The following is a 13435-nucleotide window of genomic DNA, read 5'->3' on the forward strand; positions in this document are numbered from 1 at the left end:
GTACTTAATTTCCGTCCGACAACAGTGTTCCAGGAAGCTAAGGGTTACCAGCCGTCGGGGCACATGCACTTCCCGGACCCGGATCCATTTCCGCTCGTAGTAGGCAACCGCCTCGTGGAACAAGGGAAACAAGTCAGCCTCTTCGTCCCAAAGAGGTACAGAAAATCGAATGCCCGTCACGTCGTCGATCGCCCTGAAGTGGCAGGGACTCCGCATGCCTCGCGAATTGGTGCGATCCCTATCGTAGGTGAGATCGAAGTGCAGCATAGGGTTCTCCAATGAAGACCTCCATCACGCTCGCGCCTGGCCATCGGTCATCACGTAGCGCGCCGGAGGGCTGTTGTGCTCGTCTCCAAGACTGTTGTCTAAAGACCGTGCGCAAGGCGATATCGTTGCTGCGAAATAATCGCTTGAGCCGGCACGACCCCGTACTGAGGGTGGCGTTCATATCCAAACTTGAGAAGGCGACACATCCTCCTTTCAAACTCCCAGCGAGCGAGCTGCTGCGGAGAGGTGGGTGGCGCAGTCGGCGCACTGCGCCCATGTGCGATGTCGCTCCAGCCATCGCCAACGTCCTCCAGCAGCCAGCAGTCAGGGGTCACCAACTCGACCTGATGTCGAGGACAGAAGCGCAAGAAAGTGAACCTGAACTCGGCGCGGTAGTGCACGACGTGCGCTTCCGCCACGCATTTCCAGCACAACCTGAAGAACGGGTGTTGAACATCACCCATCACGATGCCGGGAGGTCGAGCTTGAGCGACATAGCTGCCACTCCAAGAGAACAGCTCGGCGAGCTGCTCCGATGGCGTTGCTAGGAGATGCGAGGTCGGACTTCTTTTCCACGGCCACCAGAAGTCCGGGTCCTCGTGGACGCCTAGCTTCAAAAAATCGCGCATGGCTTTCCATGAACGATCGTGCACCTTGGCAATCGTCATAGACAGCTTGGTGGGGGCCGGCAACAACGCAAGGACGAGCGTGGCACGTTTGGTCCCCCCGCAGGTAAGTTCCACCCGCTTGGAGGCCTCGGCCAAGGCTGTGGTCTTGCCCATCCCCGGCGCGCCGATAAGCCAAACTCCTTCTGGCGGGAGTGATTGACTACACATCGAATCCATTCGTCGGCCAGCCAGCCTACGAAGCCGTAGTACCGGACCGTGGCGAGCTCGACGTGACAGATGCCGTCAACCTGAGATCAAGCTGGCCGCCTTGCCTTTGCGAAGGCTGAGTTGCGAAGCTTGGAAGGCTCGATACGCGAGAGCGCGCCCCGCCTGGAAGCGACTCAGGATCACCTGGGTCTCGGCGTTACTCGCGACTGTCGGAAGTGGTCGGATCCTGCCGGCGCTGATCTCGTTCTTGAACTTCCCCCGGTTCCATCTGCGGATCGCGCCGGTCTCCAGTTCCTCGAACTGGACGTATCCCGCCGTCCCCGAGTGGTAGAGGAGCGCCCGGCCACGGAACGAGACCAAGGCCCCCTTGGTAGGCTGAAACATCATCTTCTTCTCCTTTGGCAAGTGGCAGTCGGGAGTGAAAGGCACTCAGCTCCTGCGAAGTCATCTCCGAGAATCGACCTGGGCCCTTTGCCACAATGAGGGCGCGACCGGCTCGGAGCAGGAGGCGGAGTGATTGATCGGCTGCACATCGAATCCGACCGTCGGCCAGCCTGCGAAGGCGTAGTACAGGGCCAATGGCAATCTCGACGTGGTAGAGGCCGTCATCCAACGCGACGATCAGGCCCACCATGTGCTCACCAGATCGGCGAGGCAAAACGGTGGGCGTTCATCGCTGGGCAGCCACACGAGTGACTCTGACGACAGCTGTGTTCGGCGAAGGTCCATCAGCAGCTGCTGATGGGCGAGCGCCGCGTAGATGTGCTTGCGCCGCTCTGGCCCGACCACGCCTAAGATCTGCGCGAGCGAGGTGGTAGTCGCCCCCAATGCCGCAAAGGCATCACGGGCCACCGTTCCGGGATCCACAGTCCAATAGCGCGTCAATTTGGCGACGTTGCGGGCAAGAACGGTTCGGGGCTCGCATTCGATCAAGGCAAATTGCCGGTCGCCCGAGGACCGCAGATAGATGCCGATTTCCTCGTATTTCCGGCGCAGCTTGCTTTGGAGCGAAAGTTTTCCGGCAACTTTTACCTCTATAAGCACCCACCTTTCATCTTTCGTCCGGGCTTCGGCATCCCCGGTATAGGTACGCTTTCTTCCTTGCGAATCGAACCAGGTCAGCTTTGGCGGCTTTGAACTCAAGGATAGAATGTCAGACGCCATTCGAAGAACTTCGAATGCCAAGCGCTCGGTAACGCTGTCAAAGCTTCCAAGTTCACCGTTTAAAAGGTGCATGACCCCGGTGGTGTTCCAGGAAATCGCGCGCGCCTCTGCTATAGCTTTTTCCAAAGCTGTACTCCTTAAAATGGCTTGCAGGGGTTCGAGAGCACCCAATCCAGGGCGACAATCCCGACTTGGTCGCTATGCGTGTCAGCGGGCCTATGCAGTTGCGATGGCAGGCGCTCCGAGCAAGGCTCGGAGGCTCTAGTCCGCTCGTGAGCCCCTAGGTGGAGCCTTAGGAACGCGAACCGATAGCGGGTCCGCCTTTACGGCGTTCACGGCTCACGAGTTCCATCGCCGGTTCCAGCGGCCGGACCAGTCGAGTTCGGGCCGCATCACTTCCTCCCGGAACGCTCCGCAAGGGAGAACGAAGCAATTCGAATAACTCAACCCGGCGCTTCGTTCGCAGTTCGAATTGCAAATTGGCAATCTTGCGGGCGAATTCCACCTCTCGCTTGAGAAAAAGAACTTCGAGCTCGAAGAGTCCTTTCCGCACATTGCGAATCAATGCTTCCGGGCTATCCGGCGGTGGATCAGATGGCTTCACGGGCATGCGGGACTCAATAGCCTTTCCCCGCTCAATTGCCGAGGGCTTGGAGTTTGATTTATTGGAATTTTTCTTCGGCAAGAGACGAAGCCATGGGGTCGTCAAATCCTCGATGGAGAGGGCATCGGTGCGGTGCCCTTGACCCTGAATCTGTCGGGGCGATTGCTCAATCCGCAGTTTGCGCGGCGAGCTGATAGATACTGATGGCATTTATGCCTCCAAAAAGAGTTGGGCGCGAACTTGCTTGACGCCTTGGCTCATTTGGGAGAAACTGTCTGCAGGGTGTCCAAACCTCAGACGGTTCTTAAAGAGCTGTCGGCGCGCCGATTTTTCGCGAGAAGGATCGGCGTTTGCTTTTTTGGTGCTAGCTGGTGTGAAGTACCCCCAGACGGTTGAAAGTTGATCGGCTCTCGGTCGTCATGCCTCATCAGCACGGCGGCGCGGGAGAAGGTCCGGCGAATTACATTCCTCTCTTGGCAGTTCGCCAACTGTTAGGATTTTGGCCCTTTTAACGACGATAGTTTTATTCAGTTACAATCGCCCTGCCCGCAATTCGGCGCCCTGCGAAAGCAAAAAATCCGCCCAAAATACAGCATCCACCCGATCTGTCAAGGGGCTGAGTCCGTACGATTTTCGGAGTTGATGGCGGGCAACTGGCGGAACGTCCGCCAGGAATACCTGGGCTTCGCGATCGGCGGTCTTCCGAATTCGAACTTGAGTCAGAGCGCACGGTAGCGGCGGAATATTTCGCCTCCAGCCCAATGTCGCCCTGAGCGCTAGGCAAATAGCTTCCGCGAGATTGATCCGGCGATTCACCTGAACGCGATGCCCTGCAGCAATGCAAGTCCCGGACAGTAGGTTGATGTTGAGGCCGTAGCTGCCGAAGCTGACCTGCAAAACGTCCGAGGCCAGCACCAGACTCTGATGCGGCCTGAGCTCCAGCGCGAAAGCCATGCCTTGCGAGAAGCGTTCGCCGAGAAACGACCCGTCAGCCACAGCGAGGACCAAACGGGCTAGCAGAACCAAAGGGGGTTCAACACGTCGGGGATAGCCGGAAACTTCGGCAATCGCTTTTCCCGTTCCCGAATCTACAAGAAGCTCGCGACCCACGAGGCGGGTACCCATCGAGCGGATCTCGCCTGCGAAATCATGACGCGTTCGTTGTGCTTCGCCTTCCAGGACCCTGATGCGAACAAATGCAGTCATTTCGGACACCTCGAAATCGGAAGCACAGCTTCGTCTTTAACAGTGAGAGGTGTCTATGGGTATATGTCTGCTTCGTCTCTCTTGTCGCGAGATATCCCCGAATTTGCCACACGACTGGGCCTTATAACGCACAGCTCCGTTATAGCCGTTATAGCTTAAAGCACGCGCCGCCCCAGGCTAAATCCCTAAAAGCGCCGGCCCTTGGGCCCCGCCGATCCATACGCCTAGAGGCTCCAGTTCCATCACCTTCTGTCTTCAGCGCAATCGTATAGAAAGGGTTGCCGCGATATCTCTAGCGTACCCCGATCCGCCCCGGTTTTTTTATAGCCTCCCGGACGGACGTCGAGTAGTTTTGCATGCACCGATGCTTTATCACTATCTAAAAGGTGGCCGATTTAAATCGGCCCCTAAAATCGCTTTCTAAACCGAGCCTTTCGAATCCCTCCTCACCGCCCGCACCCGTTCCAGGCATAGCGTGACGAAGAGCTCGGCAACCAACAGCCGATGGTCTTGCCCTGCCTCGCTCAGCGGTGTGACCAGTCCCGCACCGAAGGGACCACCCTCGATTCGGGAGATGACCTCCGCGATAGCCTCTTCACCCCCTAGCACCACAGCAAAGTCTCCCTGCGTGATGACACCGCTTGCAAGCAACACCCTTCCGATGGGCCACCCTAGGTAGTCAGCGATACTCTCAAGGGTCTCGCGCTCGCAGCGAGCCAAATGCATTGGTTTTGCACGCAGGCGATACCAGTGCGCAGGATGGATGCCCAACGCATGGGCGAGAAGCTTTGCGCTGTGTCTCCGCAGAACGGCCTCGTCCTCCAGTGCTGAGATGAGAAGCTCGGCTCCGTATGTTGGTGACTCGGAAGCTGAACTCCGTTTTGCTTTACTTCGGTGCTTACCCGCGGCCGCGGCAGTCTTCTCATGACTTGTCCTTCGTTTCATCGTTACCCTGTTGCTCGCAGAGATGGCCTCTGCCACCTGTCTAGGTACCTGCTCGCAAGGGCTTGACGCCGCCATGGCCGAAGATGACCGCGCCGGCTGGTCTCAAGTCGCCACGAAGTATTGGGCATCGCTGCTCGTTGCCCCCAATGGCTCGGGGATTCTGCAGCTGGTGACGGGATAACAGATGCGGCTCCTGGGCACAGACGTTTCGTCAGACCGCCTTTCAAGGACCCGCAAAGTGCGATTGGCAGCTGAACGAAATCGCGCATTTCGCCGGCGGCGCCTGCCGGAAAAAGGGGGCCGTTGAGCGAGAACACCATGCGTCCTGGCGCGCCAAAGATCCCTGTCGTGTCGTCGTGCCTTCTGGATGGCCGAGTTTGGGAGAGAGTGGATTGCTGAAGCATCGAGGTATGAGTCGTTGAGCCGACCTTACCTTCACATCTGCCACACCTCCGCACGGGGAAGCCCGCTACATGATGCACCGCATGCGCGATCTTCGCGCCTTCGAAACGAAGCCTTGACCCTGGCCGCGTTTGTGAATAGCTGGGGCCCCATTGGGCATCGTCAGACTCTAAAGAGGAAGGCGCCCGACGTCTATAGGGATCCCGAAGCAGTTTAGATGAGGTTGTGACGACCTCGACCGAAATAGCTTCGCGAGCGCCGCCCGTACCCGAAATGGCTCCTTGCGGGTTCACCCCACAGTCGCAAACGCCCTGCTGATGTTGCGTTCACACATGAGGCGTCGACGCTTTAAAGGTCGAGGAGAACCCGCCGGGCGCGCAAGCGAGTCTCAATGCGGACGTTCAGGATCTGCTCGCCGTTAGCGAGCGTTATAGACGTAAATCCCTTTCAGCGGGGTTGCTATACGACCTGTACACGCACCGAATCTCTCGAACGCGTTGGCAAAGCTAGACCTTCCATAACCGTGAACGCATCATTCATTTCTACGCAGACTCCTTTCAACGCGAACTCGTCCGACCGAGCGCCGCAGGCAATCGTCCCCTACGGACGCTTCATTCAGTTCCCCAAGGACGCCATTTCCAAGTTGCCAGCACGTCTACGCAAGCTGCCGGTGCTGCATGGCTTCTTCAATCACGAGCTCCATGACTTCAACCCCAGTCTTCCCGCGTACGTTGGCTATGGGCAGACCGGTACCAGTGATACCAATATCCTGACCTTCCGTCTTCAGCGCGGCCCCAACATGCTGTACTGGTTGGCCAACCCCGCAGACCCATGCGTGTGGGAAGCTCTGGACCTATGGGCTGCGGCGGGCGCGCTGGTCCTGATGGCAGAGTTCTCCAACGGAGAGCACATTCTCACGAGCCGGTCGTTCGAGCTGATTCCGCGGACTCAGGCGTTGAGGTCAGATGTCTCGCGAGCTTCGACGAGGACTCCGCGTTTTCGGGAGGCCGTCTTCGACATCATCGGCACCGGCAACATTCGTCACGTGGCGACAACTGATATCCCGGCCTATCCCAAGCTGACCCATGTTCAGGGCTGCATGGTTTCGACTCCATTCACCCCGCGCATCTCTGGCCCAGCGGCGGATATCGAAGGGACACTAGAACCGGCGAGATTCCTGGTGGACGAGGCCAGCCCTCCGAAGTTCATGTCTGCCCGGGAATAGGCATTTTCTAACCTGATTCAACCGCCTCGCGGCGGTTGCCGAGCGGCCCCAGTGGCCGCTCTTTGCTTTCCGCCAAAACAGCCGTTCTCCGGCTTGCCCGCTCCGGAAGCTGAGCAGGTCTCGATTGGGACCAGGCCTGCATAAACAGCATTCCCTTCACTGGGAATGCGAAACCCCAAACTCTCGCGCCCCTTCCTCAAGTGGGCCGGCGGCAAGACCCGCCTCCTCCAATCCCTCCTCCCCTACTTCCCAACCGGCGCCCGGCTCATTGAGCCGTTTGTCGGTGCCGGCTCTGTGTTCCTGGCGACAGACTACCCCGCCTATGTCCTCAACGATGCCAATCCGGACCTCGTGGCGACTTGGGTGGCTTTGAGAGAGCGTCCACGACAGTACATCCGCGATGCGAGCAGCCTCTTCTGCGACGCAAACCACAGCCAGGCGCGTTACCTAGAGCTACGCGACGAGTTCAACGCTTCCGCTGACAGGTATAGACGCGCCGTGCTTCTGCCATATTTGAACAAGTTCGGATTCAACGGCCTGTACCGCGTCAATCGAGCCGGCGGCTTCAACGTGCCGTACGGAAAGCCGGCATCCCTCCCGCTGTTCCCATTTGACGCCGCTGCTGTCGCCGCGGAACGTCTAAAGCGTGCCGTCGTGCTCGGCGGAGATTTCGCAGCGGCCATCGAGATGGCCCGGCCCGGCGATGTCATCTACTGCGACCCACCGTACCTCGACTCCGAGTCGGGCGCCTCATTTACGGCCTATACAGCGGAGGGGTTTAGTCTGGAGGACCACCAACGCCTAGTCGTGGCAGCGAAGCGCGCCGCTTCTCGACGTGCTACTGTGCTCATCTCGAATCACGACACTGAAGAAACACGTGACTTATATCGGGGGCTCGAACTTCACCCGCTGAAGGTTGAGCGCAGCATCTCTGCCAGCAACGCAGGAAGAGGTGCCTGCGGGGAGCTTCTCGCCATTCTCCGTGGCTGATAGTCGGGGATACACGATTCAAGCACTGTGCACGACCTCGAACCGCCCTTCGCAGCAGGAGTCCATCGCACATCGCCCCCTTGGACTTGGCGGGCGTCCGCCATGTCGTTTGGAACTTGGACCGGGGGCTGCCGCCAGGCACGTGCCTGCGGGATGGCGCGCACGGCCTGGGCGTGGCGCGGTACCCGCACGTTACGTTCGCAGATTTGTCGCGCAGCGCTGGATGACACGTGGCACGGAAGCCGAATGGTCCCGAACTTCGCATTCAAGGCAGAATCCAGGGGCCATGATGACCCAGCCAGCCGAACTCTCCGACGAAGACCTCTTGGATCGCGCCCACCAATTGCGCCTCCTGGCGCTGCGAGGTCATGCGGATGCGCGTGGTCCGGCTCATGAGCACGAGCGCGAGGTGCGCCGCCGTTTCGGGAGTGGGACGGCCACCACTGCAGCGTCGCTGGAGCCCCTGCCGGCAAAGAAGCGGTCCGTCTGGAGATTCTGGCGACAGGCGTCCTAGACGCAACGGGTTTCATCATGATTCCGTCCCCTGCCGGATGCAGCGCGGGTCTGCTGCCCCCTGAGGCGGCGAGCGAGCGGCCGACGCATGCCGACGCCAGCCGTTGGCAGGTGACGTTCCTGCTACCCGTGCGCAAAGGAAGTCGCGGCCCATAGGCCGCGACAAATCAGTCTAGTTCACCGGTCCTCAGTGGCGCGTACCGGCAGGGACTGCGAGTTCCACACCTCGCCTCAGAACCGCATCCAGGAAGCTCTCCCCGGGCTTTTCGTCGACCATGTTGACCACAACGCCGCCGGTTTCCTCCGTCTGAACGATGCATGCCTGCACATTCCTGAGACGCGGGTACTCCGGGACGATGCTCCTGGTCTTGCGTTTAATTTCCCCGCTGACAATCGCCGGGCACACGTTCTCAAGGTAGGCGGCTGTGAGCGTGGCCCTCGCCTCCTTCGGGAACGCCGAGGGAAAACGAATCTCCTGCAGCTTCTGGTGCAGCTCATAGCTCGTGCCGAAGAGCGCCTCCGGCCCCCCGTCGGGCAACCGAAAACTGAGAGTCAGGCGCCCTTCCGCACCCCAGATGTCGAGCGCCTCCCAGATATGCGGGTCGGCAGGGTTCGCGTACCAGCACAGCATGTCCGCACCTCGCTGTACACGAAACACCAGGGTCACTGCGCGGCCGACAAGGTCCCAGCCGACCTCGATTTTTCCGGGCAGGTCGGGGGTCGAGATGTCGAAGCGGCTGGCGTCAAAGTCTCCCCTGAGTACCAGGCTGGTCTTAGAACGATGGGAGCCATCGTCGCTCGTGCAGTCTGAAGCCGGAACGAATGCGCCCTGAGGGATGGCCGGAAGTTCGGTCGCGAAATCGCGCCGCCACCGGTTCATGTGCTTCGTGGTCTTGATGTGCTTCTGCTTGCTCTTGGTCTGTTTGGTCTTCATTTCTGTCCTCAAGGTTGGCGCGAGCCGGATGTCGTTGGCCAACGAACAGGTGGCTCACTCTGAGTAAAGCAACCGGAAGCAAAGCGCCCTGCCCGATACGTTTTAGCTAAAGCAGAACAGCGAAGGCGATGCAAGTTGATCGCCCCGTTTGCAGCGCTGGCAGGCAACGGCCATTGCGGATCGTTCGTCTTGGAAGGGAACCGTCGAGCGAAGGACCTCAGCCGCGCCGATGCCGCAGGCGGCCTTCTTGCTGAAGAAGCTCCAGATGCGCATCATTGGTCAGCCTCTTCGTTGGGCCGCTTGCAGCATGACAGTCGCGAGGCCGTCGCTTGCATCCGGGCCCCTGCTTCAGACGCATCCGCGCCTCGCCCGGCGAGTAGTAGCAATGCTGTGATTTCCGATTTAAAGGATGAGGTCTCCTTCGCATCATCGGCGGCGATGACCGGCGATGATGCCCTCGCTCACCGCTCAGCCCTTTTGCATCTGCTTCGAGATAGCCCGTAGGCACCGAATCTTCCACAGCTGCCATCACCTTCTCGCCCAAAGCTGGATGCAGGCCTCCCGTGCAACTTGTGGCAACGAAGCAGCCGGGCGCACCTCGGCGCGCAATGCATGATGAAGTCTGCTGGGCCTGAAGTCGGACGAGCGGCCGGGCCCTCGGTCGGACGTGTAGCTCTGGGCGGCTTCGGCATACCGCACCATCCGAGGCAAAATCCTGAGACGATGATGACCGAACCCGCCACCCTCTCAGACGAAGACCTCTTGGATCGCGCCCACCAGTTACGACTCCTAGCGCTGCGAGGTCATGCGGATGCGCGTGGCCCGGCTCATGAGCACGAGCGCGAGGTGCGCCGCCGTTTCGGGAATGGGACGACCACCGTAGCGGCATCGCTGGAGCCTCCGCAGGCAAAGATGCGGCGGTCAATCTGGAGGTTCTGGCGACAGGCGTCCTAGGTGATTTCGGTCCCCTGCCCCGCGGCGCGGCTCTACTGTCTCCTCAGACAGCGATCGGCGATACATGTCAACGCCACCGTTGGTAGGCATGCGAAGAGGGCCGTTTTTCATCATTTTTTTGGTGCAGGATGAATGCCCAGTTCTGCATCGAGCTCGGCTTCGTCGAGGATGAGACCTGCTTCGACCTCTTGCAGCCCGGCGAGAGCGAGTTCGGCAAGTTCAATCAAGTCTTGCTCATGTTCTGGCGTATCTCCCGCCACATCAATAGAGGCCGCCTCGGAGAGACGCATGCCAAACAGGTGGCGTCTTGGTGGCGGGGTTGTCACTCAGTTCTCCCCTAGAAATGCATCATCGCCGGTCATCGTCCGCCGATGATGGAGGAAAAACCGTGTCCAGCAAATCGGGAAATGCACCGTTTCTGCTGCGTCGCACGAGACGCTGAGATGCACCCGAGGCGGCAATTGGGGACCGATAGTTCATTCTCATCGGGAGCAGCACGGGATCGCCTTGGACGCAGTAAGTAGCACGCAATCACTCAGTGTCGGATCATTCGAGCGCGTTACCCTGATTGTCCCGGCAGCAATCGTCTGAAAGGATCTCGACAGAAATGCCCGTTTGGCGAACACGGCCCGTTCAAGAGCAAGGTAGCCCGACCTTGAGGAGTTGGCAGGTGCTCCAGCTTCCCGACGGCGACCGTCACCTCGTGGGAACCTCGACGCCGAATATGTTTGGCGACATTGGGCTGCGGTGAACTCCGCGACATGCTGGACAGACGTCACTGCTGACCTCTGGCAAGAGCACCTGGGCGCCCAGCCTCAATGGATTTGTGCGAGTAATGATCGGCGTCACCCCAGCAATTTCCGATAGCCTACGTCCGGAGAGCGCAAAGTTGAGCACAAAAATGAGCATTAGGTCCAGTCAATCAGCTGGAGGTCGCGCTTGGTTCCATCTTTACGAAGATGTGGTCGACTCCTGGGTCGCCGAAGGCGGCGGCCCGGAGCCAATGGTCTACCTCGACCTTGTCGGCGTATACCTTCAGCTGGAGACACTTGTCGGAGGTGGCGCATCGTTGACACTGGCATTGCCGAGGGAACTTGCGCGCGAGCTCGGCCTCCTGCCACGTGCTTTGGGAGATTGAAGTCACGCCCGGCATGGCAAGGTCTCCTACATCCCGGGTCCTCGGACGGCGGGAGGAAACTCGGCTTCGTCGAGGATGAGACCTGCTTCGACCTCTCGCGCCCCGACGAGAGCAAGTTCGGCGAGTTCAATCAAGTCTTTCGTGGCTGTCACGACATCAGTGATTCAGAAACGCATCATCGCCGGTCATCGTCCGCCGATGATGGTGAAAGAAACATGTCTAGCAAATCTGGAATCACCCCATTCCTCCTGCGTCACATGAGGCGCAGAGATGCATCCGAAGTGGCAACTGGTACACCGACGATAGGTTCATTCGCACAGGGCACAGCACGGGATCGCCTTGGAGGCAGCTAGTAGCACGCAATCACCCAGTGTCGGATCTTTCAAGTGCGCTAGGCTGAATGCCCCCACAGCAGCCCCTGAGGACTCCTACATGCCCGTTTGGCGCACACGGCCCGTTCAAGAGCAACGTAGCCTGACCTTGAGGAGTTGGCAGGTGCTCCAGCTTCCCGACGGCGACTGACCCGTACCGGCTTTCGAGGAGGCCTGTTGGCTTGAGTCAGACCGGAGTGGTCTGACTGAAGTGTGGGGGTGTTGGCTGTTTGGATTCTCCTTCATTCAGCCCCCCGCAGGGGCCGCCGGAGGCCCCCGGTTGGGCCATGTACTCATGGTTCAACCCTCCTGCAGCGTAGCTTGCTGCGTGGGCTTGCCTGGGGTCATCGAGCGAGCCTGCTCACGCCAGTAATTGGCTTCGGCTTCGGCCGGCGGGATGTAGCCGATGGGCTCCAGCAGGCGGTGGTGGTTGAACCACGAGACCCACTCCAGCGTCGCCAGTTCGACCGCCTCGCGCGTCTTCCACGGTCCGCGCCGATGGATGATCTCGGCCTTGTACAGCCCGTTGATGGTCTCGGCCAGGGCGTTGTCGTAGCTGTCGCCGGTGCTGCCCACCGAGGGCTCGATGCCCGCCTCGGCCAGCCGCTCGCTGTAGCGGATCGACACGTACTGGGAACCGCGGTCGCTGTGGTGTACCAGGGCTGCATCACGCTCTGGGCGGCGGGCGTACAGCGCTTGTTCGAGCGCGTCGAGCACGAAGTCTGTCTGCATCGAGCTGCTGACTCGCCAGCCGACGATACGCCTCGCGAAGACATCGATGACGAAGGCCACGTAGACGAAGCCCTGCCAGGTCGAGACGTAGGTGAAGTCCGCCACCCAGAGCTCGTTCGGACGCTGCGCCTTGAACTGCCGATTCACACGATCCAGCGGGCATACTGCCTTGGCATCGGGCACGGTCGTGCGTACCGACCTGCCGCGGCGCGCGCCCTGCAGGCCGAGCAGCCGCATCAGCCGCTCCACGGTGCAGCGCGCGACGCGTGTGCCCTCACGCCCGAGTTGGCGCCAGATCTTGTCGGCGCCGTAGACCCGCAGGTTCTGCTCGTACACACGCTGCACCTGTGGCAGCAGGATCGCATCGCGCCGGGCGCGCGCCGACAGCAGGGCCGGGTCGCGCCGGCGCGCCGCGTGGCGCCGGTATGCCGATGGGGCAACCTGCAATGCGCGGCAGATCGACTCGACCCCGAGGCGAGCGCGATGCTCGTCGATGAAGGCATTCATTTCTTGTGATGGCGGTCGAGCTCCGCCTGGGCGAAATATGCGCTGGCCAGCTTCAGTATCTCGTTGGTCTTGCGCAGCTCGCGCACCTCGCGCTCCAGATCCTTGATGCGCTCTTGCTCGAGCGTCGTCGCACCGGCGCGCACACCGCTGTCTCGCTCGCCTTGGCGCACCCAGCGCCGCAGCGTCTCGGACGTGCAGCCGATCTTGCCGGCGATCGATTCGATCGCCGACCACTGCGACGGGTACTGGTCCTTGGCGTCGAAGACCATGCGCACCGCGCGCTCCATAACTTCGGGGGAAAACTTCGGGGACTTCCTCATCTTGGCTCCATTCTCAATCGAAGGAGCCTCCTCAAAATTCGGGGCGGTTCAGACCGTCACCTCGTGGGCTATTGCGTTGAGAACAAGGAGGGACGTGTGAGCTCAGTGGTGCGCGAAGTCGATGTTCGGACGCTCCAGATCAAGACGGGAACCGGCCGGATCTATCTCCTCAAAGGCCGACCGGGCAGCAATCTGGATGCGGAGTATGTCTGGCAACAATGGGCTGCGGTGAACTCGATCACGTCGTGGGAGGACGTTACTTCGGCGGTTTGGCAACAACATCGGGATGCACAGGCCAAGTAAGCAAGTAGGCGCGCGACAGCTCGG

The 13435-nt window shown here is 60.2% G+C and carries 13 protein-coding genes and 1 other annotated feature; of the genes, 3 read left to right on the forward strand and 10 right to left on the reverse strand.

All coding sequences use genetic code 11. The annotated features are described in order from the left end of the window. Nucleotides 1-365: 365 nt before the first annotated feature. From VAR608DRAFT_RS06435 to VAR608DRAFT_RS36790, 5 genes are all read right to left on the reverse strand, one after another. Nucleotides 366-1049, reverse strand: coding sequence for a TniQ family protein (locus VAR608DRAFT_RS06435; protein ID WP_088953300.1), 684 nt, complete (start codon nt 1047-1049; stop codon nt 366-368). A gap of 129 nt (nt 1050-1178) precedes the next feature. Next, complete coding sequence (locus VAR608DRAFT_RS06440; RefSeq protein ID WP_157730674.1) at nt 1179-1532, reverse strand: hypothetical protein; 354 nt, start codon at nt 1530-1532, stop codon at nt 1179-1181. Nucleotides 1533-1724: 192 nt separating this feature from the next. After that, a complete protein-coding gene (locus tag VAR608DRAFT_RS06445) occupies nt 1725-2393 on the reverse strand; it encodes a hypothetical protein (protein ID WP_088953302.1) in 669 nt (222 codons plus the stop codon). Nucleotides 2394-2559: 166 nt separating this feature from the next. Beyond that, nucleotides 2560-3081, reverse strand: coding sequence for a hypothetical protein (locus VAR608DRAFT_RS36785; protein ID WP_157730676.1), 522 nt, complete (start codon nt 3079-3081; stop codon nt 2560-2562). Nucleotides 3082-3402: 321 nt separating this feature from the next. Then, nucleotides 3403-4077 (reverse strand): hypothetical protein, encoded by a 675-nt coding sequence (locus tag VAR608DRAFT_RS36790; protein ID WP_157730678.1) that lies wholly within the window; start codon nt 4075-4077, stop codon nt 3403-3405. A 1870-nt stretch (nt 4078-5947) separates the two neighbouring features. Here VAR608DRAFT_RS36790 and VAR608DRAFT_RS06455 point away from each other — a divergent pair. Further along, nucleotides 5948-6649 (forward strand): hypothetical protein, encoded by a 702-nt coding sequence (locus tag VAR608DRAFT_RS06455; protein ID WP_088953304.1) that lies wholly within the window; start codon nt 5948-5950, stop codon nt 6647-6649. Nucleotides 6650-6814: 165 nt separating this feature from the next. After that, on the forward strand, nt 6815-7639 hold the full coding sequence (locus VAR608DRAFT_RS06460; protein WP_088953305.1) for a DNA adenine methylase: 825 nt from the start codon (nt 6815-6817) through the stop codon (nt 7637-7639). A gap of 265 nt (nt 7640-7904) precedes the next feature. Here the strand turns inward: VAR608DRAFT_RS06460 and VAR608DRAFT_RS38225 are convergent, their stop codons facing one another. The 5 genes from VAR608DRAFT_RS38225 to VAR608DRAFT_RS06480 all read right to left on the reverse strand — a co-directional run bounded on the left by VAR608DRAFT_RS38225 (nt 7905) and on the right by VAR608DRAFT_RS06480 (nt 13108). After that, a complete protein-coding gene (locus VAR608DRAFT_RS38225; protein ID WP_269458537.1) occupies nt 7905-8033 on the reverse strand; it encodes a hypothetical protein in 129 nt (42 codons plus the stop codon). 306 nt (nt 8034-8339) lie between these two features. Next, nucleotides 8340-9086, reverse strand: coding sequence for a hypothetical protein (locus VAR608DRAFT_RS06465; RefSeq protein WP_088953306.1), 747 nt, complete (start codon nt 9084-9086; stop codon nt 8340-8342). Nucleotides 9087-9188: 102 nt separating this feature from the next. After that, entirely contained in the window at nt 9189-9362 is a 174-nt protein-coding gene (locus VAR608DRAFT_RS36795; RefSeq protein WP_157730680.1) for a hypothetical protein, read from the reverse strand. Between the two features lie 788 nt (nt 9363-10150). Next, nucleotides 10151-10366 carry a hypothetical protein gene (locus VAR608DRAFT_RS36800; RefSeq protein WP_157730682.1) on the reverse strand — a complete coding sequence of 72 codons (216 nt, stop codon included), beginning with the start codon at nt 10364-10366 and terminating at the stop codon, nt 10151-10153. Between the two features lie 1483 nt (nt 10367-11849). After that, nucleotides 11850-13108, reverse strand: a protein-coding gene (locus VAR608DRAFT_RS06480) for an IS3 family transposase (protein ID WP_443082920.1) whose coding sequence is annotated in 2 segments (ribosomal slippage) — nt 11850-12826 and nt 12826-13108 — 1260 coding nt in all. Because the reading frame shifts where the segments join, the coding sequence is not laid out codon by codon here. Further along, nucleotides 12714-12830: a sequence feature (AL1L pseudoknot), on the reverse strand. It overlaps the preceding gene by 117 nt. A gap of 96 nt (nt 13109-13204) precedes the next feature. Between VAR608DRAFT_RS06480 and VAR608DRAFT_RS06485 the strand changes: the two genes are divergently transcribed. Continuing rightward, nucleotides 13205-13411 carry a hypothetical protein gene (locus tag VAR608DRAFT_RS06485; RefSeq protein ID WP_088953310.1) on the forward strand — a complete coding sequence of 69 codons (207 nt, stop codon included), beginning with the start codon at nt 13205-13207 and terminating at the stop codon, nt 13409-13411. Nucleotides 13412-13435: the final 24 nt, after the last annotated feature.

Origin of the sequence: Variovorax sp. HW608 (assembly GCF_900090195.1) — a bacterium.
Classification (GTDB): Bacteria; Pseudomonadota; Gammaproteobacteria; order Burkholderiales; family Burkholderiaceae_C; genus Variovorax.